This is a genomic window from Bacillota bacterium (assembly GCA_036504675.1).
Lineage (GTDB): Bacteria > Bacillota > Sulfobacillia > JAJYWN01 > JAJZPE01 > DASXUT01.
This window is the reverse complement of record DASXUT010000173.1, coordinates 17,029-37,314: the sequence shown is the minus strand read 5'-3', so window position 1 is coordinate 37,314 and position 20,286 is coordinate 17,029. Positions and strand designations below refer to the sequence as shown.

The 20,286-nt window shown below is 66.7% G+C and carries 21 protein-coding genes; 17 read left to right on the top strand and 4 right to left on the bottom strand.

What is annotated here, in order from left to right:
- The first annotated feature begins 24 nt into the window (after positions 1-24).
- Positions 25-417 (top strand): hypothetical protein, encoded by a 393-nt coding sequence (locus VGL40_13740; GenBank protein ID HEY3316326.1) that lies wholly within the window; start codon positions 25-27, stop codon positions 415-417.
- A 40-nt stretch (positions 418-457) separates the two neighbouring features.
- The gene (locus VGL40_13735) at positions 458-916 is read left to right on the top strand and encodes a hypothetical protein (protein ID HEY3316325.1); all 459 of its coding nucleotides are present in this window, start codon (positions 458-460) and stop codon (positions 914-916) included.
- A 50-nt stretch (positions 917-966) separates the two neighbouring features.
- On the opposite strand, the gene VGL40_13730 is transcribed toward VGL40_13735, so the two are convergent.
- Positions 967-2,970 carry a DUF255 domain-containing protein gene (locus tag VGL40_13730; protein HEY3316324.1) on the bottom strand — a complete coding sequence of 668 codons (2,004 nt, stop codon included), beginning with the start codon at positions 2,968-2,970 and terminating at the stop codon, positions 967-969.
- A 127-nt stretch (positions 2,971-3,097) separates the two neighbouring features.
- Positions 3,098-3,328 carry a hypothetical protein gene (locus tag VGL40_13725; protein ID HEY3316323.1) on the bottom strand — a complete coding sequence of 77 codons (231 nt, stop codon included), beginning with the start codon at positions 3,326-3,328 and terminating at the stop codon, positions 3,098-3,100.
- A gap of 157 nt (positions 3,329-3,485) precedes the next feature.
- On the opposite strand from VGL40_13725, the gene VGL40_13720 reads away from it, so the two are divergent.
- Complete coding sequence (locus tag VGL40_13720; GenBank protein ID HEY3316322.1) at positions 3,486-4,598, top strand: aldo/keto reductase; 1,113 nt, start codon at positions 3,486-3,488, stop codon at positions 4,596-4,598.
- Positions 4,599-4,647: 49 nt separating this feature from the next.
- Here the strand turns inward: VGL40_13720 and VGL40_13715 are convergent, their stop codons facing one another.
- Positions 4,648-5,091: a DMT family transporter gene (locus VGL40_13715; GenBank protein ID HEY3316321.1), complete on the bottom strand. Its 444-nt coding sequence runs from the start codon at positions 5,089-5,091 to the stop codon at positions 4,648-4,650.
- 53 nt (positions 5,092-5,144) lie between these two features.
- Between VGL40_13715 and VGL40_13710 the strand changes: the two genes are divergently transcribed.
- From VGL40_13710 to VGL40_13695, 4 genes are all read left to right on the top strand, one after another.
- A complete protein-coding gene (locus tag VGL40_13710) occupies positions 5,145-6,248 on the top strand; it encodes an aldo/keto reductase (GenBank protein HEY3316320.1) in 1,104 nt (367 codons plus the stop codon).
- A 71-nt stretch (positions 6,249-6,319) separates the two neighbouring features.
- On the top strand, positions 6,320-6,790 hold the full coding sequence (locus VGL40_13705; protein ID HEY3316319.1) for a hypothetical protein: 471 nt from the start codon (positions 6,320-6,322) through the stop codon (positions 6,788-6,790).
- Between the two features lie 19 nt (positions 6,791-6,809).
- Positions 6,810-7,484, top strand: a complete 675-nt coding sequence (locus VGL40_13700; protein HEY3316318.1) for a DUF3786 domain-containing protein — start codon at positions 6,810-6,812, stop codon at positions 7,482-7,484.
- A 188-nt stretch (positions 7,485-7,672) separates the two neighbouring features.
- Positions 7,673-9,139, top strand: a complete 1,467-nt coding sequence (locus VGL40_13695; GenBank protein ID HEY3316317.1) for a tetratricopeptide repeat protein — start codon at positions 7,673-7,675, stop codon at positions 9,137-9,139.
- 94 nt (positions 9,140-9,233) lie between these two features.
- Here VGL40_13695 and VGL40_13690 read toward each other — a convergent pair whose 3' ends face one another.
- Positions 9,234-9,710 (bottom strand): hypothetical protein, encoded by a 477-nt coding sequence (locus VGL40_13690; GenBank protein HEY3316316.1) that lies wholly within the window; start codon positions 9,708-9,710, stop codon positions 9,234-9,236.
- A 198-nt stretch (positions 9,711-9,908) separates the two neighbouring features.
- Here VGL40_13690 and VGL40_13685 point away from each other — a divergent pair, with 198 nt between their 5' ends.
- The 10 genes from VGL40_13685 to VGL40_13640 all read left to right on the top strand — a co-directional run bounded on the left by VGL40_13685 (position 9,909) and on the right by VGL40_13640 (position 20,136).
- The gene (locus tag VGL40_13685; protein HEY3316315.1) at positions 9,909-10,832 is read left to right on the top strand and encodes a DMT family transporter; all 924 of its coding nucleotides are present in this window, start codon (positions 9,909-9,911) and stop codon (positions 10,830-10,832) included.
- Between the two features lie 48 nt (positions 10,833-10,880).
- Positions 10,881-11,861, top strand: a complete 981-nt coding sequence (locus VGL40_13680) for a DMT family transporter (protein ID HEY3316314.1) — start codon at positions 10,881-10,883, stop codon at positions 11,859-11,861.
- Between the two features lie 195 nt (positions 11,862-12,056).
- The gene (locus tag VGL40_13675; GenBank protein HEY3316313.1) at positions 12,057-12,419 is read left to right on the top strand and encodes a hypothetical protein; all 363 of its coding nucleotides are present in this window, start codon (positions 12,057-12,059) and stop codon (positions 12,417-12,419) included.
- Positions 12,420-12,790: 371 nt separating this feature from the next.
- Positions 12,791-14,059 (top strand): serine--tRNA ligase, encoded by a 1,269-nt coding sequence (serS, locus tag VGL40_13670; GenBank protein HEY3316312.1) that lies wholly within the window; start codon positions 12,791-12,793, stop codon positions 14,057-14,059.
- Positions 14,056-14,823: a PHP domain-containing protein gene (locus VGL40_13665; protein HEY3316311.1), complete on the top strand. Its 768-nt coding sequence runs from the start codon at positions 14,056-14,058 to the stop codon at positions 14,821-14,823. The genes serS and VGL40_13665 overlap by 4 nt, the downstream gene beginning before the upstream one ends.
- A 36-nt stretch (positions 14,824-14,859) precedes the next feature.
- Positions 14,860-16,038 carry an ATP-dependent 6-phosphofructokinase gene (locus VGL40_13660; protein HEY3316310.1) on the top strand — a complete coding sequence of 393 codons (1,179 nt, stop codon included), beginning with the start codon at positions 14,860-14,862 and terminating at the stop codon, positions 16,036-16,038.
- Positions 16,039-16,150: 112 nt separating this feature from the next.
- Positions 16,151-16,678, top strand: a complete 528-nt coding sequence (locus VGL40_13655; protein HEY3316309.1) for a hypothetical protein — start codon at positions 16,151-16,153, stop codon at positions 16,676-16,678.
- 68 nt (positions 16,679-16,746) lie between these two features.
- A complete protein-coding gene (locus VGL40_13650) occupies positions 16,747-17,448 on the top strand; it encodes a response regulator transcription factor (GenBank protein HEY3316308.1) in 702 nt (233 codons plus the stop codon).
- Positions 17,445-18,944 (top strand): ATP-binding protein, encoded by a 1,500-nt coding sequence (locus tag VGL40_13645; GenBank protein ID HEY3316307.1) that lies wholly within the window; start codon positions 17,445-17,447, stop codon positions 18,942-18,944. Before VGL40_13650 ends, VGL40_13645 begins: the two co-directional genes overlap by 4 nt.
- A 460-nt stretch (positions 18,945-19,404) precedes the next feature.
- Positions 19,405-20,136: a GntR family transcriptional regulator gene (locus tag VGL40_13640; GenBank protein HEY3316306.1), complete on the top strand. Its 732-nt coding sequence runs from the start codon at positions 19,405-19,407 to the stop codon at positions 20,134-20,136.
- The last annotated feature ends 150 nt before the right edge of the window (positions 20,137-20,286 follow it).

Below are 20,286 nucleotides of genomic sequence, written 5' to 3'. Positions count from 1 at the left end.
ACCGACTATAGGGGTCTGGAGTTGATGTCTGGCGTCCAGACGAACTTCAGCGACTCCGCCAATCCGATGTCCCGGTGGAGAACGGAACTCACCGACATGATCGGATCGACCTTCTCCAGCGGTTGTTTCCCTTCCGCTCGAACAGGCAGCGATTGGCATGGCGGTTCGTACCCTGGTTACGTCACCAGCCTCTCCATCACCTTCAAACCCGTGCAGTCCGGGATATACACGCTCGTTGTTTATCGAGACAACAAAGCTCAAAGCGTTTTCAGCTGGACAGGCGACTACGCCGCAGGTACCACCTACAACCTCTCTGGCTCTTTCAGCTTCTCCACCTCCGGGCAACACTACTACTATCTGTACGTTGACGGCCTCTCGGACTACATCTACTCCAGCCCGATCTTCCTGAGCAACTAAAGCCCCAAGCTCATCTGCTGTGGGGAGGTGAGCAGGCACGGTGGACAGGCGAATATTACGCCTACGGATCATGATTTTCGGGGCGGTGACCGGACTGGCCAACGCTTTGTACCTCCTTGGCTTGTGGTACAGCCAGTCCGGGGCGGCTTTCTTCTACACATGGATCGTCCCGTCCCAACCATGTTCGCTTGCCATCCGGTCCCTAACCACGCATGCCTACTGGGAGAAACTGTTCGCCCTCTTCTACCTTGGTCAGGATGTGCTGCTCTGGCTCTTCGGCTTGATCGCGTGGCCATTTTACGCGCACCGAGCATCATGGCCCGGGGCGGCTTTCGCCCTGCTGGTGTCGTCTCACCCCACCCTCGCGACGGTCGCTTTTCTGCTGGGCGGGGTCATTGGTGGCCTGGTGGTCGCGGCTGCGGTGTGGGGGCTGGTTCTCCTGCAGAAGGCTGTAGGAGCGCCCAACGAAACCCCCAGTGACCAAGTCCCCAAGCGGTGAGCCGCGGTCCGACCGCGCAAATGAGCCTGATGGCCTGGCTTGCCCTAGGTTCAAGGACGCTTGCCGCCGTCGGCCCCGATGCCTTCCCCCTCGATTCCGAGCATCTTGACCGGCCCGTCGGCCACCTCCCGGACCGATTCTTTCTCCAGGATCCCTCTCAGAATGCTGGAGTCGGCCACCGGCGGCAGGCAGCGGGTCCCGACGCAGACATAGGCCCGCGGGTCCGGGTCCCGTCCGAAGCCTATCGCTTCGATCTCATCCGCCTTCTCGACCGGGTCGAGGAGGCGGATCGCTTTCTGCGGCCGGAAGGCCGCCCAGGTCACGTCCTCGAGGGCAGTCGTCCGCTCGTTCCGCCGATCGCCGATGATCGTCACGACGGTCCACGGACGGATGGCCTCGGCGACGGCCAGGGCATAGCCGGCGGCCATCACACCGTGATCGCGGTAGGACCCGGTGAAACGCCCCAGAGCGGCGACGGCCTGACGACGGTATTCCTCGGCCTTGGCCTCGTCGGTGATGACCGCCACGAGCTCCAGAAGGAAGCGGGCGGCCCGGGCGTTGCCGTCCAGGCTGAGCCTCGGGCGAGCCAGCTCTCCGGGGGCCTCCGGGTCGGGCCTGAGGTCGTAGAAACCCCCGCCCGGGGCGGCCAGGTCGGCGATGACCAGGTCGGCCAGGTCCCCGGCGGTCTTAAGCCAGCGGTCGTTGCCGCTCGCGTGGTAGAGCCGGAGGAGGGCCCGGCCGCAGGCCACCTGGTCGGCCAGGAGGCCCCACAGTTGTGGCTTCCAGTTCCGCCGGCCCTCGGGCGGCTCGGGGATGGAGGCCCCGAATTGAGACGGCGCGTCTAGGCGGACCACCCGTTGCGGCGGCGCCGGCAGGTAGTGAGCCATTCCGTGGCCGCGGTCGTGGGCGTGCTCGAGGAGGAAGTCCATCACCTCGACCGCCCGGGTCAGGTGGTCGATGCGGTCGAGGACCCAGGAGGCGTCGACCATCGCCCTGACGACGTCGGCGTTCCAGTTGACGTAGATGTTGCGGTCGATGGCCGGTGCCCTGCGCTCGGCTCGTTCCTTGCGGTCCAGCGAATAATACTCCTCGTCGGCGTCCTGGGTTCCGGCGTAGACCCCGAAGTCTTTCTGGTAGAGGACGTCATCGAGGAAGCGGACGACGTCCTCGGCCACCCCGTAGAGCTTCGGCGTGCCGACGATCCGGACGGCCCCGAGGACGGCATCGAGAAGAGCGGCGTTGTCCTCGAGCATCTTCTCGAAGTGGGGGACCGACCAGTCTCGAGTGGTCGAGTAGCGGAAGAAGCCCCCCTCAACGTGGTCGAACATCCCGCCGTCGGCCATCGCTTCGAGAGACCGGGCGAAGATGTCGCGGAGGTCCTCGTCGCGCGTGGTCACATAGCCGTCCATGGCCAACTCGATCGCCTCGACCATCGGGAATTTGGTCGCCCGGCCAAAGCCGGCGTGCTCGTCGTCGAAGCTCTTCTTGATGATCCGCAGGACGTCGCCGTAGATGTCCATGGATAGACGCTCACCGCGGCTCTCGTCCCGGGGGGCCGCCGGGACGGCCGCCAAGGGAGCGCCGCGGGCGGTCGTCCGGGGAGCCCGGCGCTCCGCCAGTTGCCGTTCGATCTCCTCGCGGCCGTCGCGCCAGGCCTCGACGACCCGCTTGAGCCAGGGCACCATCTGCTCCGGCGGGACGTAGGTCCCACCGCCCATGACCCGCCCGTCGGGGCTGAGGAGGGCGGTGGTCGGCCAGCCGCCGAGGTTGTACCGCTCGTTGACGTCGGGGCGCTGGTCGGTGTCCACCCGGACGGGGATGAAGTGCTCGTTGACCAGCTTGATGACCTCGGGTTCGGAGTACGTCCGTTCATCCATCACGTGACACCAATGGCACCATACCCCGCTGATCGACAGGAGGACCGGCCGGTCGGCCGCCCTGGCCTCGTCGAAGGCCGTCCGGCCCCACTCCCGCCAACGGATTTCGTGGGCCCGGTTCGGCCGGGGCGAGAAACGGAACGGCTGGATCCATTCCTGATCAAAGACATCACCCAAACGGCGCACCCCCTCTGAGCCAGAGTGCCTAGGACGACGCGCCCTTATTCCTTGAATAGAGGTCGAGGGTCTTGCCCCACTTCTCGACCTGGGCCTCGAAGCTCATCCCGATCCGCCGGGCTACCCGCTAGGACGGCTCGTTCCCGGGGTCGATCAGGGAGACCAGCCGGCTCAGCCCGAAGCGGTTGAACCCCAGGTTCCGGCCGCCCCTCAGTTCCACCCCACCGTGTCCGTCCCGGCCCTTCGTCGACGGGTAGTATCGCATCGCCACCGGGTCGGAAAAAATCAGGAGTAGGTTGTCGACATCACCGGAGTTCATCCGGCGGAGGACCATCCGTTCCGTCTCCAGGACGATCATCGGCTTCACTCCCAAGAAGGCAGGCTGCGGATTGGTTTCCCGGCGAGCAGGAGGAGTCCTTCGCCTGACGAACAAATAAGAAAACCGCCTTGTACCGGACTTTGAACGGCGCGTCGGGGAGCCGGTCCAGACGGTGGGAGGACCCAGGGAGGCTGCCATGGAGTATCGCGACTTCGGTAAGCTTGGAATCAGGGTCTCGGCCCTCGGCTTCGGGGCGATGCGCCTGCCGGAAGACGAGGACGAGGCGGTGCGGGTCATCCGTCGGGCCATCGACCTCGGGGTCAACTACCTCGATACGGCCCCGAGGTACTGCCAACAGAGAAGTGAGGGGATCCTCGGTCGGGCGGTCAAGGGCTACCCGCGGGAGAAGCTCTATCTCTCGACGAAGTACCCGCCGGACGAGGCGGCCACGGCCGACGACTGCCAGAAGTACCTCGAGCAATCCCTCCGGCGAATGGGGCTCGACTACATCGATTTCTACCACATGTGGGGGATCAGTTGGAAGGTCTATGAGGAGAAATTGTCGGTCAAGGGCGGTCCATTGGAGTACGCCCGCAAGGCCAAGGACGAAGGACTCATCCGGCACATCTCCTTCTCCTTCCACGACACCCCGGAGGCCCTTCACAAGCTGATCGACACCGGCGAGTTCGAGTCGATGACCGTCCAGTACAACGTCCTCGACCGGGCCAACGAAGATGGGATCCACCACGCCCATGAACAAGGGATGGGCGTGGCCATCATGGGCACGGTCGGCGGCGGCCGGCTGGGCTTCCCCTCGGAGACGATCATGAAGGCCGTTCCCGGCGGGGTTACCAGCACGCCGGAGTTGGCCCTCCGTTTCGTCCTGTCCCACCCGGGGGTGGGGACGGCCCTCTCGGGGATGGGGTCGATCCGGATGGTCGAGGAGAACGCGGCTACGGCTTCACGGGCCGAGCCGCTCTCTGAAGATGAGCGGCGGCGGCTGCGCGAGATGTACGAAGAGAACAAGAAACTGGCCGACCTCTACTGCACCGGCTGCGGTTACTGTCAGCCGTGCCCGAACGAGGTCAACATCCCGGAGAACTTCCGGTACATGAACTACCACCGGATCTGGGGGCTGACCGAGTACGCCAAGCGGGAATACGCCGTCCTCGGCACGGGGAAGAACCAATTCGTCAAGGGTTTGCCGGCCCACGAGTGCATCGAGTGCGGCGAGTGTGAGCCGAAGTGCCCGCAGAAGCTCCCGATCATCGCCCAGTTGAAGGAGACGGCCCAGGCCCTGCGGCCCTGAGCCGGCCGGCGAGGCCGCCCTGGGCCTTTCCGGGGCCTCCCCGGGCCGGTCACCGCCGGGCCATGAGATAGGTCCCGGTGATCATCATGGCCAGGCCGAGGAAGCGCAACCAGGTCATCGCCACCTGCTCCGACTGGAACAGGCCGAAGTGGTCGACGGCCAGGGCCGTGGCCAGTTGGGCGGTGATGATCGAGGAGATGGCCAGGGCCGTGCTGACCTGCCTGATGGCGTAGGCCACCCCGGCGATGATCGCCACGCCGATGGCCCCTCCAAGCCAGCCGTACCAGGGGACCTTGGTCATCTGGAGCAACTTGGACCAACGGCCCCAGGCCAGGAAGGTCCCGAGGGCGACGATGAATCCCGTCGCCGAGACGAAGAGGGCCATATTGGCGAGGCCGATCTTCTTCAGCAGGGCGGAATTGAAGGAGCCCTGCAGGGTCATGAGGGCGCCGCTCAGCGCGGCCAGGGCGACGCTCAACCAGATCTTCGACAACGGCATCCCTCCACGAAAAGAAGCGCGGGGCTAGTCTGCCCGACCCCTATGCCTTGCATCAGGTCATTTGCCGGCTTCAGAAATGGTCAAGGAGGTCTGACCTTGGAGCGCACGTCGCTCGGCAAGACCGGTCTGAAGGTGACCCGTCTCGGCTTCGGAGGCATTCCCATCCAGACCGTCGGGGATCGCCGCACGGCCGTGGCGGTAGTTCGCCATGCCGCCGACCGGGGGATCAACTTCTTCATACCGCCAGGGGTTACACGGTCAGCGAGGAGATCATCGGTGAGGCCCTGGCGCCCCGCCGCGACCAGGTGATCATCGCCACCAAGACCCCGGCCCGGGACGTCGACGGAGTCGCCGCCGACCTCGAGGCCTCCCTCGCCAAGCTGCGGACCAACTACATCGACCTGTACCAGTTCCACAACGTCATGAACGACCAGTCGCTGGAGAAGATCCTCGCCCCGGGCGGGGCCCTGGCCTACCTGATCCAAGAACAACGGCGCGGGCGCATCAGCCACATCGGGATCACCAGCCATCGTCTGGAGACGATCATCAAGGCCGCGGCCACCGGTCGCTTCGCCACGGTGCAATTCCCCTTCAACTTCATCGAGACCGGGGCGGCCAAGGACCTCCACCCGCTGGCCCACCGGCTCGGGCTCGGGATCATCGTCATGAAGCCTCTGGCCGGCGGGATCTTCCGCAACCCGGCGGCGGCCGTCCGTTGGGTCCTCGCTCAACCCATCGACGTGGCCATCCCCGGAGTGGCCTCCATCGAGGAGGTGGAGGCCAACCTTCAGGCCGCCTCCGCGGGGGCACCCGGTTCGGAGGACCTGGCCGACCTGCAGAGCGACGCGACCGAGCTCGGGCCGACCTTCTGCCGCCGCTGCGGCTATTGCGTCCCTTGCCCGGAGGGGATCAAGACCAACTTCATCGCCTCTTCCGAGCTGTTCTTCAAGCGCTCCGGTTGGGGGCGGGTGAACCCCGGCCACGTGGCCACCTTCCGCCAGGGCCTCGAGTGCCGGGGCTGCCGGACCTGCGAGGAGCGCTGCCCTTATGGGCTCCCCCTGTCTGAGCTCGTCCCGGCCATCAGCCGGAGGATGCTGGCTCGAATCGACGCCCTTGACCCCAGACCTTGGCTGAAACAAAATGGCGGGTGAGGGCGTTAACAGGGTGACCCGAGTGAACCGGTGACGAACCATTTTCCATTCATCGCTTGGAGGTAACACTGATGGACGACCGACGAAGAGGCCTCATCCTGGGAGGCGTCCTCATCCTCATCGGGGCGCTGACCTTCCTGTCCAGGTTCTTCCGCGCCGACCTTGGCGAGATCACCGGCGGGGCCTTCCTCTGGCTCATCGCCGCCGGCTTCTTTGTCGCCTATTCCAACCGACGTCAACTGGGCTTCCTCATCGCCGGAAGCATGGTCGCCGCCGTCGGCACCTTCACCCTTCTGCAGGCCTGGCGCTTGCCGGGGGTGCAATCCGGCGGTCTCTTCTTCGTCCTCATCGGGCTGGCTTTTTTCTTCGTCTACGCCATCGGGACGAAGCCCAACCCCTGGCCGATCTTTCCGGGGCTGGCGACCATCGCCTTCGGGGTGGTGGTCTTCGGTCTGGAGACTCCGGGCCTGCGGCTGATTGCCCTGCCGGTCATCCTCATCGGCCTCGGCCTGTGGATGGTCTTCCGACCGAGGTTCTGGTAGGCCCGGTGAGGTCAGGGGCTTGATCCGCCTCGACCACTACCAGCGCACCCGGGTCGGGTGCTATGCGGCGGCCCTCGACAAGGCGGTCCGCGGGTTCGCCGCCGCAGATCCGTCCGAGATGGCCGAACTGGCCGGCGGGGCCCTCGCCGACGGCCGCCTGGCCATCGCCTGCCTCGGCCATCGGTTCGAAGTCTCCCATCCCGACGGGCGAATCCGCTTCCGGGGGACGGACTTCGAGCCCAACGTTTCCCTGGCCATCATCACCCTGAACCATCTGGCCAGGGCCGACGGCGCCGCTCAGACGGGGCGGCTGGTGCCCTACCGGGAGTTGCCCGACGGACAGGTCTTCTACGGCGCCTTCACGCGCTACGCCCTGGCCACCTTGCTGGCCGGCTTCTCCGGTGCTCCGGCGCGCCTCGCCGACGCGGCCCGGCTCCTCGGCGGGGAACCCGCCGTGAGCAGGGCCGACTGCACGGTCAGGGTGCCCTTCTTCCCCCGACTGCTCCTGACCATCCAGGTCTGGGGGGCCGACGAGGAGCTTCCCGGGTCGGCCAACATCCTCTTCGACGCCGTCGCCCCGCACTACGTCCATACTGAAGACGCGGCGGCCGTCGGCTCCTATGTCGCTCATCTGCTGGTGGCCTTGAACCGGGGGGCCCATCCCCGGGACCTCGCCGACCTGGGCGTCGTCTGAGCCCGGCGAGCGGCCCAAGGACCCGGGGCTCGGGCCGACCGGGGCCCCGGCCAGACGCCTCAGCGTGACCCGCGAAAATCAACGGGGACGGCCTCTCAGGGCCGCCCCCTAAAATTTCCCCCCCGCTTTGTCGATTATTTGGGTGCCGGTATCCGTGCCGGACATCCAGGGGGCAAGGCGGTGGAAGTTTGACTTCGAAGTGGTTGCGGGGCGTCCTGGGCGGCTTGGGGACCCTCCTGACCGGATTCGTCCTGCTGGCCCTGATCGACGGCCCCGAGGGGGCGGTGGACCAGCTACCGACGATATCCATCCTGGCCGTCGCGATCGGACTGATCCGGTGGCGCCCACGGTCGGGTTATCTGCCGGCCCTCCTGGCGATGGCCATCCTGCAGTGGCCGCTGGTCGTCCCGGACGACTCAATCGCCGCCGCCTTGACCGGCCGGTCGTACGGGCTGCTCAAGACGGCCGAGCAGGCGGCCATGTCCGGACAGGTCGAGCCGGCCGCCAAGCTCTACGAACGGGCCATCCGGCTGAACCCCCGCAACGCCAAGGCCTGGGCCGCCTCGGCCGCCTTGGACCTGGCCATGGGGAAGCCGGACGTGGCCCATCAGAAGGCCGATGTAGCGGTGACTCTCTTCGGGCAGCCCTACGTCACCCTTGCCCGGCACCGCTCGGACAACACCCTCAACATGGCTCTCTATGTGGCCGGGAAGTCGGCCGTCGAGAACGGTGACTTCGACGAAGCCAGGGCCCGGCTGACCCAGGGCGCCCAAGCCGACCCCGGGAACGGCCTCGTCCACTGGGAACTGGCCGCCCTGTACGCCCGCGGCGACCAGTGGGAAGAGGCGCTCAAGGCCTACGAGCGGGTCATCACCCTGGCCGGCTCGGTCGACCGGACGATGGTCGCTCAGGCCTACCGCTTCCGCGGGGAGGCCCTCTTCCGCCTCGGCCGGCCGGGTGACGCCATCACCTCCCTCCAGGTCTCCCTGGGGCGGAACCCGACTGACGCCGTCACCCGCCTGGATCTTGGGGCGGTCAAGATGTCCCTGGGACGGATCAACGAGGCCGTCATCGACCTGGAGGCCGCCCGCGCGGCCCTCAAGGCCAGCGGCGACCCGGCCGGCGCGCAGGCCGATGGGCTCCTCAACTTCGCCTTTCAGTCCATCTACGCCGACTATGCCGGCCGTGGCAAGGCCCTCCTGGACTCCGGCGATTTCGCCGCCGCCATCCCTTGGCTGAGGCGGGCCCTGCCCCTGGCCTCCCGGTCGCAACAGGCCGAGCTGCAAATGGGGATCGGCCGGGCGTGCTGGGAACTCGGTCGCTATGAGGAATCGATCGCCGCCTACCAGGCTTCGGTCGAGGCGGCTCCCGGCAACCCGCGGGCGCTGCATAATCTGGGTTGGGCCCTCGGCGCATCCGGCCAGTTCCAGGAGGCCGAGGACAAAGTCAGGAAGGCCATCTCGCTCTACCCGAAGGGGGACCCGGAGCTGTCCTCGGCCCACAGCTTGCTCGGCCTGATCCTGGAGGTCACCGGACGGCGTGAACAGGCCAGGCTGGAATACCTGGCGGCCTTGTTGCTCGACCCGTCCAACGCCAAGGCCCTGACCAACCTGCAACGGGTGCAGGCGTCACAGGTGAAGCCCGGCGGGCAGTGAGGCCGGAAGGCCCCGGTCGCGGAACTGACTGAACGACGAAGGAGAGGCCGCCGGCCTCTCCTTTTCTGTGCCGACTTCAAATCCCCCGGCCGGCTCAACCCCCGCCGCCACTGCTGCCGCCCCCGCTCCCGCCGCCCGAGGAACCACCGCCACCGCCAGACGTACCGCCGCCCCCACCGCTCGAGCCTTTCTTGATGATGTCCGTCAGTGAACTGGTGACGGCGTCGGCAAGGGCCTTCTTGACGTCCGCAGAGGACATCAACTTGGTCACGATGTCGGTCAGTTGCTTCTTGGCGTCCGGGCCGGTCATCAGCTTGGTCAGGGCCTGCTGCAAGACCTTCTGCATATCGGGCGAATTCAGAGCCTGGGTAATCAAGGGTTGGATCTCTTCGCGGCTGGTCGCCTTCTTGATGGCCTCCTGACCGCTGGGGCCGCTGAGCTCATCCTGAACCATCGTCCGAATCTCGTCGGTGGATGGGGATGGCTTCTGCGAGCCGCGCGCGAGGGAGCACCCGAAAGTGACGGTGATCATCGCCAGGACGACGATGATGATAGCGATTCTTCGGGCCAACGGCGACCCCTCCTGCCTTCGTGCCCGGACGCCTTCAGCGCGCGTCTCGGGTCGTGTCAGGCTTAATATCTCCCCGGCCCGCCGGCGGCATGCGATGCTGGGCAGGTAACTGGGCCGTAGCGGCGAATAACCACGCCCTGATGGCCGGTCGAGAGCGAAGGGCCACGTAACCAAAGGTTGGAGGCGCCACCGCAGACCTTGCCGTCCAAACTACCCTCCAAGACACCAGGCTACCTATGCGTATTTGCCGCCGCCACCCTCTGGGGCGTCGCCGGGAGCCTCGCCAAGTTCTTCTTCAACCGAGCCGTCGACCCGCTGGTCGTGGTGGAGTTCCGCCTGACCTTCGGCGCCCTGGTGGCGGGCCTGTTCCTTCTGGTCTATGACCGCCGCCTCCTGGTGGTCAGGCCGAAAGACCTCCCTTACCTGGCGATCCTAGGAGTCTTCGGTTTGACCGGGGCTCAGGCGACGTGCTACTTCACGATCAGTCAGACCACCGTGGCCACGGCGATCTTCCTGCAGTTCCTGGCACCCGTGCCGATCGCCATCTACTCGTCCCTGGTCCGACGGGAACCACTGGGCCCGGCCGTCCGCAACGCCGCCTTCGTCGCCGTCTTGGGCTCCGGGCTCCTTCTTCTGGGCCGCCAGGGCCGACTGGTGATCACCCCGGCCGGCCTGGCGACCGGGCTTTTGTCAGCCTTCTTCCTGTGCTTCCACACCCTTTGGGGGAAGCGCCGGGCCGGCGTCATCCACCCCTGGACCACGCTCTTTTACTCGCTGGTCTTCGGGGCCATCGGGTTTTCCATGGTCCGTTCACCCTTGACCGCCTTCCGCTCCGGGCTGGGTGGGGCCGAATGGGCCTACCTTGCTTACACCGTGGTCTTCTCGACGGTAATCCCCCACGGCCTCTACTTCATGGGGCTGCGGGTGCTGAGCGCCACCGAGACCAGCATCGTCTCGACCCTCGAACCGGTCATCGCCTCGCTGGCCGCCTTCATCGCCCTGGGGGAGACTCTGACCGTGGTTCAGGTCCTCGGGGCCGTCCTGATCTCGGCCTCGATCATCTACATCCAGTCCGCGCCGGCGTCCGCTGGACGGGCGGCCAGGGCGGCTGGCGCGGGCTGATCTCCCATCGGCGGTGGAGGAGGGTCAAGTCCACGGGTCGAAGAACGAATGAGGCCGATCCATCGCGCCGGGAGGTGCCCGCGGACGTCCACCCCCCAACCGTCGTCCTCCAAGACCTTCTCCAAGATCGGCGGCTATCTCAGCATCTTCGCCGGGGCATCGCTGTTCGGCATCGGTGGGATGGTCGCCAAGTATCTCTCAAACCGTGAGGTCGACCCGCTGATCATCGTCGAAGCCCGCCTGCTCCTGGGGGCTCTTTTGACGGGTCTGATCCTCTTGGTCTCGGATCGCCGCCTTCTGGTCGTCAGGCGCAGCGACCTGCCTTACCTGATCCTTCTCGGGATCGTCGGGATGGCCGGCGTCCAGGCCTCGTACTACTTCACCATCACCCAAACGACCGTGGCCACGGCCGTTTTCCTGCAGTTCCTGGCGCCCGTGCCGATCGCCGTCTATTCATCGTTGGTCAGCCGTGAGTCGATGCGGCCGGCCGTGCGCAACGCGGCCTTTGTCGCCGTCCTTGGCTCGGGGCTCCTCCTCCTCGGCCGCCAGGGCCGGGTGGTGATCACGCCGATCGGCCTCCTGACCGGCCTATCATCGGCTTTCTTCCTGAGCTTCTACACGATCTGGGGGAAGAAGCGGGCCGGCGTCATCCCCCCGTGGACCATGCTCCTCTATTCGCTGATCTTCGGGGCCGTCGCCTTCTCCCTCGTCCGTTCCCCGCTGACCATCATCCGAAGCGGGTTCGACCGGTCAGAATGGGCCGTCCTTCTTTACACCATCACCTTCGGGACGGTCATCCCGTTCGGCCTCTACTTTTTCGGGCTGAGGGCCCTGACGGCCACGGAGACGAGCGTCGTCGGGACCCTCGAGCCGGTCGTCGCCTCCCTCGCCGCCTTCATCGTCCTGGGGGAGGTCCTCACTTCCATCCAGATCGTCGGAGCGGTGCTGATCACGGCGGCCATCGCCTATCTCCAATCCGTGCCGGCGACGACCGGCCGACCGGCGCGGGCCGAGGGCGGGTCCCCGTAGCCGATCGCCCGGGCTTCTCCGCCGGATGGGTCACCGCCGCCGGCACCCTTCCCGCATATTCCGCCCGCCTAACATATTTCGCACTCAAGAAAATTCAGTCAAACGCCGATATCCAAGACAGGGACCAAAGCCGGGCGATCCGGGGTCCGAACCGGACGTCCCGGGGCAGTCAAACCCCTGAAAGGCGGATTGACCATGGGGCGAATCGGGTTCATTGAACACAAGGGCAAGCGGATGATGAGGCTCGATTTCAGCCATTCGGGCGACGGCAGGGCCATCTTCGGGGCGATGGACGAGGCCAAGCAGCTCATCTCGAAGGAACCGCCCAACTCGGTCCTGACCGTCACCGACGTGACCGGCGCCCATTACGACGGGGAGATGGCCGCGGCCATGAAGGAGTTCACCGCGTTCAACAAGCCGTACGTCAAGGCGGCGGCGGTGGTCGGGGTGACCGGCCTGTTGAAGATCCTCTACAGCGCGGTGGTCCGGTTCAGCGGCCGGCAGCTCGTCCTCTTCGACGACCTCGAAGCGGCCAAGGAGTGGCTGGCCACCAGGTGACCTGAGGGTCGCCCGACGCGTTTCCCTGCCTACCGGACGCGCGACACCTGCCTACCGGACGCGCTTGCAGACCCCGGGGTGACGTGTTATTATAGTGACACGATTTGGTAAGGCCAGTGAAGGGGTCAAGTAAGCCTGAAGCCAGAGAGCCGGCGGCTGGTGCGAGCCGGCAACGGGCCAAATCCGCCCCGGAGGTATCGGCGAAAGCCGCACGGTCCCGGCCCGTTAACGCCGGGATGAGGGCCGGTCCGACTCCGCACCATAGCGGTGGGGGCCGATCGGCTGGAAAGGGTGGCACCGCGGGAAGTTACCCGCCCCTTGCGGCCTGTGTGGCCGTGGGGCGGGAATTGTTTTTTTAGGAGGGACAAAGCGTGCTGGACATCGCCTTTATCCGGGAGCACCCGGAGGTGGTCAAGCGGGGGGCGGAGAAGAAGCGATTCGAGGCCCCGGTGGACCGGCTGCTCGAGGTCGACCGTCTGCGGCGAGAGATGCAGCGCCGGGTGGAGGAACTGAGGGCCGAAAAGAACCGCCGCTCAAAGGAGATCCCCGGCCTGGCCGCGGAAGAGCGTCAGGCGGCGGTGACGGCCATGCGTCAGGTCGACCGGAACCTCAAGGAACTCGAGCCCGAGTTGGGCCGGCTCGAGGCCGAATTCGATGGGCTGATGCTGCAGATTCCCAACGTGCCGGCCGACGATGTCCCAGAAGGCGCCGACGATAAGGACAACGTCGAGATCAAGCGCTGGGGGGAACCGCGAAGCTTCGACTTCACCCCACTCGACCACGTCGCCCTGGGCGAGAAGCTCGACATCATCGATTTCGCCCGCGGCTCGAAGGTGGGGGGCAGCCGTAGCTACTTCCTGAAGAACGAGGGGGCCCTCTTAGAGCTGGCCTGCCTGCGTTTCGCCATGGACCGCCTGGTCCAGCGCGGGTTCGTCCCGTTGCACGTGCCGATGCTGGTCAAGCCGGAAGCCATGGTCGGCGGTGGCTTCCTCCCCGGCGGCGAGGACGGCGTCTACGCCCTGGACAACGGGATGGACCTGGTCGGGACGGCCGAGGTCTCGCTGGTCGCCTATCACGCCGGCGAGATCCTCGACCAAGCCGAGCTGCCCAAGCACTACGCCGGTTTCTCGGCCTGCTTCCGACGGGAGGCGGGGGCCGCCGGCAAGGACACCCGCGGGCTCTATCGGGTCCACCAGTTCTACAAGATCGAGCAGGTCGTCATCGGCCGCAACGACGAGGAGGAATCCCGCCGCCAGCATGCCCTCCTGTTGAACAACTCGGAGGAGCTGGTACAGGCCCTCGATCTGCCCTACCGGGTCGTCTACGTTTGTGGCGGGGACCTGGGCCGGCCCCAGGTCCGCAAGCACGACATCGAGACGTGGATGCCGAGCCGCGGCAACTACGGCGAGACCCATTCCTGTTCGACCATCCACGAATTCCAGGCCCGCCGGTCGATGATCCGCTACCGAGACGAGGACGGCAAGGTCCGCTATTGCCATACCCTGAACAACACCGCTCTGGCCAGCCCACGGGTCCTCATCCCGATCCTCGAGAACTACCAGCTGGCCGACGGTAGCGTGGTCATCCCTGAGGTCCTGCGGCCTTACCTGGGCGGAATGGAGGTCATCCGGCCGAAGTGAGCACGAACGCGACCGACTCGCCGACCCTCGACCTCCACAACCACTCCAACTTCTCCGACGGTCAGATGCCCCCGGAGGGGGTGGCCCAGGCCTTGGCGGCCAAGGGTTTGCGCGGCGGACTGGCCGACCATGCCCTGGTCCACGGGCGCCTCAGGTCGGCGGCCGACTTCGCCCTCTACTACGCGGCGGCCGACCGCAACGTTCTCCTCCGCGGGCTCGAGGTCGACCTGGGGATCCCTCTGACCTGGCCCATCCGCGTCCTCGAGGAAGCCGACTACCTGATTGGCAGCCTCCATGGACTGACCATCGGCGGCGAGTACCATTCGCTGATCAACTACTTCAACCACCGGCTCGGGTACAACCCCGAATATCAGCCCTCGCCGGCCTTGGCCGACCGCCCGCGGGTGCTCGACGCGGCCCTGGCCGCCTTCCGCCAGGGGCTCGACGACTGGCCCATCAACATCCTGGGACACTGCACCCTCCTGCCGTCGCTAGAGGATGAGGTTCCGGTGGACTGGGCCGAGGCGGTCATCCGCTTGGCCGTCGAGCGCGGGGTGGCCATCGAGATCAGCGGCCTCTGGCGCCTGCCGAGTGAGGCCTTCCTCGAGCGGGCCCTCGAGCTCGGCGCCACCTTCTCGGTGGGCAGCGACGGCCACACCAAGGGCACTCACGGCCAGGTCGGCTACTGCCTGGAGATGATCCAGCGGCTGGGGATTCCGTCGGGGCGCCTCTTCGCCCCCACTCCACGCCGCCGGACAAAGTAACCAAGGGCCAAACCCGATGATCATGGAGATGATCGAATGTCAGTCGGACCGAGTGACCGTCCCTCAGTCGCCCAAGTGGGTGAGAAGAAACGAATCGTCGGTGTCCTCACCGGCGGGGGCGATTGCCCCGGCCTCAACGCCGTCATCCGCGCGGTGGTCAAGGCGACGGTGGCCGCCGGCATGGACGTCATCGGCATCGAGGACGGCTTCAAAGGGCTGATCGAGAACCGCATGCGGCGGCTGGCCCTGAAGGACGTCTCCGGGCTGCTCCCGCGAGGCGGGACCATCCTCGGGACGACCAACCGCGACAACCCCTTCCGCTATCCGGTGGAGGTCGCCGGGGAGACGGCCTTTCGCGACGTCTCCAAGGGAGCCATCGCCAACCTCGTCGACCATGGGGTCAGCGCCCTCATCGTCATCGGCGGGGACGGCACCCTGTCCATCGCCAGGGACCTATCGCGCAAGGGGGTCAACATCGTCGGGGTGCCGAAGACCATCGACAACGACCTTTCGGCCACCGACGTGACCTTCGGCTTCGACACCGCCCTGGTGACCGCGACCGAGGCCCTGGACCGCCTGCACAGCACGGCCGAGTCGCATCACCGGATCATGATCCTCGAACTGATGGGCCGTTATGCCGGGTGGATCGCCCTCGAGGCCGGCCTGGCCGGTGGGGCCGACGTGATCCTCATCCCGGAGATCCCCTTCAAGATCTGGAAGGTGGTCGACAAGATCAAGGAGCGCCGGGCCTACGGCAAGAAGTTCAGCATCGTCGTGGTGGCTGAAGGCGCGGCCCCGGTCGGCGGGCAGATGGTCGTCCACCGAGTCGACCCGGAGAGCCCGGACCCCATCCGCCTCGGTGGCATCGGCGAGCAGGTCGGCCGGGAACTCGAAGAGTTGACCAAGAGCGAGACCCGGGTCATCGTCCTCGGACACCTGCAGCGCGGGGGTTCGCCGACACCCTTCGACCGGATCCTGGCCACTCGCTATGGGACGGCCGCCGTCCGCTTGGTTCAAGAGGGACGCTTCGGCGAGATGGTCGCCCTGCGCGGGCAGAACATTGTCTCGGTGCCGCTGGACGAGGCCGTCGGGACGCTCCGTAGGGTGCCCGACGACAGCGACTTCATCAGGGCGGCCAGAGCCATGGGAGTCTCCTTCGGCGACGGGGAAAAGCCGGGGAATGACGGAGAGAACGGCGCCTTGACGAAATCTTGACAAACCGTCGACCGATCCTTGACGCCCGCCGTTTATCCTGAAACCGCCGGCAGACCAGAACCCCTGCCGGACACCGACAGCGGGGGTGTGGACACTGAGAAACAAGCGATGGTTGAGGGTGGTTGTCGCCGCGGTCGCCGTGGTCGGTCTGGTCGTCGCGGCCGTGCCGGCCATGGCCGGCACGAGGGGCGGCCAGGTCGCCGGGGCGGGACCGGGGCATCTCGGGATGATGGGCGGCCGTTGGGGCGGCTCGATCATGGCCAGCGTGGCCGAGCTTCTCGGGATGACCCAGGCCGATCTGGCCGCCGAGCGCCAAGCCGGGAAGTCCCTGGCCGACATCGCCGCCGGCAAGGGCGTGGATGAGGCCAAGGTGGTCGAGGCCGTCGTCGCCGATCGCAAGGCCAATCTGGATGGCCTGGTCAAGGCCGGCCGGATCACCCAGGCCCAAGCCGACGAGGCCCTGAGCGCGGTCAGGGCCGACGTTACCGCGAACATCGAGCGGACGACCGTCGGTCGGCCGGAGAACGCCGGGCAGGGCTACGGGCGCGGTGGCCGGGGCCGCGGGATGGGCCCGGGCGCCAACGGGATCTGCCCCTTCCACGAGGTTCCCAGCCAGACGCCAAGCCAGTCGAACCAGTGAGGTAACGAAACCGATGGGGGGAGGAGACGAGACTCCTCCCTTTTTCCCTTAGAGAGGGGGTGAGCCGGGTGGGCCCGACGATCCTGGTTATCGAGGATGAAACCAAGCTGCGCCAATCGGTTCTGGAATACCTGGGGCGTGAGGGCTTCACCACGCTGGGCGCGGGGGACGGTGAGGCCGGCCTGAGGCTGGCCAGGGAACATTCCCCCGACCTCATCCTCCTCGACCTGATGTTGCCCAGTCTGCCCGGCCTGGAGGTCCTCCGCAGGTTGCGCGGGGACAGCCGGGTGCCGGTTATCGTCATCACCGCCAGGGCCGAGGAGGCCGACCGGGTAGTCGGCCTGGAGCTGGGGGCCGACGATTACGTATCCAAGCCCTTCAGCCTGCGCGAGCTGACGGCCAGGATCCGGGCGGTCCTTCGGCGGGCGGGTGGCGGCGGGGAAGAGCCGCCGGAACGGATCCAGCATGGTCCGGTCGTCATCGACTTCGACCGCCGGAGCGTGGAGGTTCAGGGCCGGTCGATCGAACTGACCCCGACCGAGTTCGCCATCCTCGGCGTCCTCATCCGCCACCCCGGCAAAGTCTTTTCCCGGCTGCAGCTACTTGAGGCGGCCTTCGGCTACGCTTATGAGGGTTACGAGCGGTCGGTTGACACCCACGTCAGCAACCTGCGCCGGAAGATCGAGGTTGACCCGTCGGTTCCCAGGTTTGTCGTGACCGTCCATGGGGTGGGCTACAAGTTGGCCGGACCCGCCGGTGATTCGACGTGAAGGAGCACGCCCGGATCAGGTCCCTGGCCGGCCGGCTGAGCCTGGCCTTCATCGCCGTGGTCATCGTCACCACCTCCGTCGTCGGGCTGGTTTCCGGGCTGTCCACCCAGGGCCTCATCGCCCGCTACATCCAGACCCAGCGGTCGGCCCGCCTCGGACAATGGGCGGCCAGCCTGGCCGGCTACTACGCGGCCAGGGGCAGCTGGGACGGGGTTCAGACGATGATGTCCACTCCCGGCTGGGGCCCCGGCCACATGATGATGGGTGGGGGCGGCGCCGGCGCCGGGCAACCGCCCGGGGACGCCGGACCGGGCTCGGGGACGGGCATGGGGATGGGTTTGGGTCGTCGCGGGTGGTGGTGGTCCGGCGTCACCGCCGGAACCGAGACCCTTTACCTGGCCGATTCCAGCGGCCGGGTCGTCGGCAGCACGGACGGTTCGAGGCTCGGTGACCCGCTCAGCCCGGCCGAGCTCTCTTCAGGCTACGGCATCGCGTCCGGGGGTAGGACCGTTGGGACCCTGGTCCAATCAGGCGGCGCGGCCGGTCTGGCCCCCCTCGACCTGAACTTCTCCCGGTCGGCCCTCCGGGTGACGATCATCGGCGCCGCCCTGTCGGCCCTGGCCGCCGGCCTTATCGCCGCCTGGCTGGCCAGACGGATGACCCGTCCGCTCGTTGCCCTGGCCGCCGGAGCCCATCGCCTGGCCGCCGGAGACCTCGACCACCGGGTGCCGAAGGCCGGCGGCGACGAGATCGGTGGTTTGGCCCGGGCCTTCAACACCCTGGCCGAGAGTCTGCAGAGGAACGAGGAACAACGGCGGAACATGGTCGCCGACATCGCCCATGAGCTCCGGACCCCCTTGGCCATCCTCCGCAGCCAACTCGAGACGGTCCAGGAGGGCCGGTCGGAGCTTGGCCCGGCGGCCCTGATGTCGCTGATTGACGAGGTCCTCAGGATGAGCCGCCTGGTCAACGACCTTCAGGAGCTGACCCAGGCCGAGGCCGGGCAGTTGGGGCTGCGCAAGGAACGGCTCCAACCCGGGGCACTGGTCCGGGCCGTCGTCGGGGTGGTCGAGCCGGAGGCCCAGCGGCGGGGGATCCGCCTTGATGTCAGGGAAGGTGATGGCGTTCCGATTGTCGAGGCCGACCCCGACCGCCTGCGCCAGGTCCTCCTGAACCTGCTGACCAACGCCTTCCGCCACAGCGGGGACGGCGGCCGGGTGAGCATCGAAATGAGCCGGGACGGCGACTGGGCCACCGTGGCCGTGGCCGACACCGGTCCTGGGATCGCCCCCGAAGACTTGCCCCACCTGTTCGATCGCTTCTACCGGGGCGATAAATCCCGGACCCGGACCGGCGGCGGGGTCGGCCTGGGTCTGGCCATCGTCAAGGGCTTCGTCGAGGCTCACGGCGGTCGGGTCGGGGCGGAGAACGTCCGGGGGGGCGGGGCCCGCTTCTGGTTCAGCCTGCCGGGGGGGCCGCCTCAGGTGACCGCCTGAAGAAAAGCGTCCCGGCCGATCCAAGAAGAGCGTTCCGCCGCGGCGGGGGCGCTTTTTTTGTCTGGCCGTGCGCCCAGATAAGCTTCTGTTCACTTTACCGTATTTCTTTTTTGTGACCAACGAGCAGGAATTGGGCCACAATGGGGGTATTTGAATCAGCAAAGATTGTTGACAATCAACATATGACAATCTGACCTTCGATGATCTCGCTCCAACGCCAACAGTTCCACTCTAGTCGGCGCACGCAGGCAGAACGGATATTGCTCACCCGAACCGGCCCGTCCGGATTTGGTAATCTCCGTCTGCCTGTTCTCTTTGCCCGTCATCTCTTGGCGTGCCTTAGTCACGCGTACGCCCACGCGGGTGCCTTATCGCGCGGGTCAGAATCGTGAGGGTCAGAAGTCCGGCGCCAAGTCCCGGGGTCCGTCCGAAAGACGCCCCGAAAGAGGGGGAGAAAACCTTGCCGAGGTTTCAGCGGGTGAAAGCCAATAACCTGAGGGACAAGGTGGTAGCCCAGCTGCGGCAGGCGATCATCAACGGTGAGTTCCAGCCCGGCGACCATCTTGCGGAGACCGAAGTGGCCAGCCAGATGGGGGTAAGCCGGGGCCCCGTGCGGGAGGCCATCCAGAACCTCGAAAGTGAGGGCCTGGTGATGTCCATCCCCAATCGGGGAACTTACGTCGCCACGTTTTCCGCTGAGGACATTCACGAGTTGACCTCCCTGCGGTCAGTCCTCGAAGCCCTTGCCGTCCGGCTGGCCCTGCCCAACATGACCGACGAAGACGTGGCCGAGTTGGAGCGCTTGGTCAAGGAGATGGCCCGGGCCGGCCGCCAGGGCGACCTGAAGACCGTCGTCCAGCGAGACCTCGACTTCCACGAGCTCATCTTCAAGAGGGCTCACCACCGTCGCCTGTATGGCGTCCTGCGCGGCCTGCACTTCCAGATCAGGTTGTTCATCAGCGCCAGCAGCCTGCTGTACACCAGCCAGGAGAGCGTAGCCGAGACCCACATCCCGATCATCGAAGCGGTGAAACGCCGCGACCAAGCCTACGCCGAAGCCACCGTGGTCCGCCACATCTACGACGTGGGCGAGCAGATGGAACAGGCCCTCCGGGAGAAGGATGGCGCGGCCCCAGAACGCCGGGCCACCCGCGGCCGCCGCGCGTCCGGACGGGACGGCGCCGCCGGCTGACCGAGCGTGACGACTGACGCCGCGGACCCGCCGGCCGAGGTCGCCGGCCCGCCGGCGCCCAATCCGTCACCGCAGGAAGAGAGAAGGGATTCCCACGCTGTCTGAGGTCAACGAACCCAATCGCCACAACAACTCCCATGATGAACCCAC

Coding starts and splice junctions, on each gene's coding strand:
- VGL40_13740 (HEY3316326.1), top strand. CDS start 25: ATGTCTGGCGTCCAGACGAACTTCAGCGACTCCGCCAATCCGATGTCC.
- VGL40_13725 (HEY3316323.1), bottom strand. CDS start 3,328: ATGATCGTCCTGGAGACGGAACGGATGGTCCTCCGCCGGATGAACTCC.
- VGL40_13720 (HEY3316322.1), top strand. CDS start 3,486: ATGGAGTATCGCGACTTCGGTAAGCTTGGAATCAGGGTCTCGGCCCTC.
- VGL40_13705 (HEY3316319.1), top strand. CDS start 6,320: ATGGACGACCGACGAAGAGGCCTCATCCTGGGAGGCGTCCTCATCCTC.
- VGL40_13680 (HEY3316314.1), top strand. CDS start 10,881: ATGAGGCCGATCCATCGCGCCGGGAGGTGCCCGCGGACGTCCACCCCC.
- VGL40_13675 (HEY3316313.1), top strand. CDS start 12,057: ATGGGGCGAATCGGGTTCATTGAACACAAGGGCAAGCGGATGATGAGG.
- VGL40_13660 (HEY3316310.1), top strand. CDS start 14,860: ATGTCAGTCGGACCGAGTGACCGTCCCTCAGTCGCCCAAGTGGGTGAG.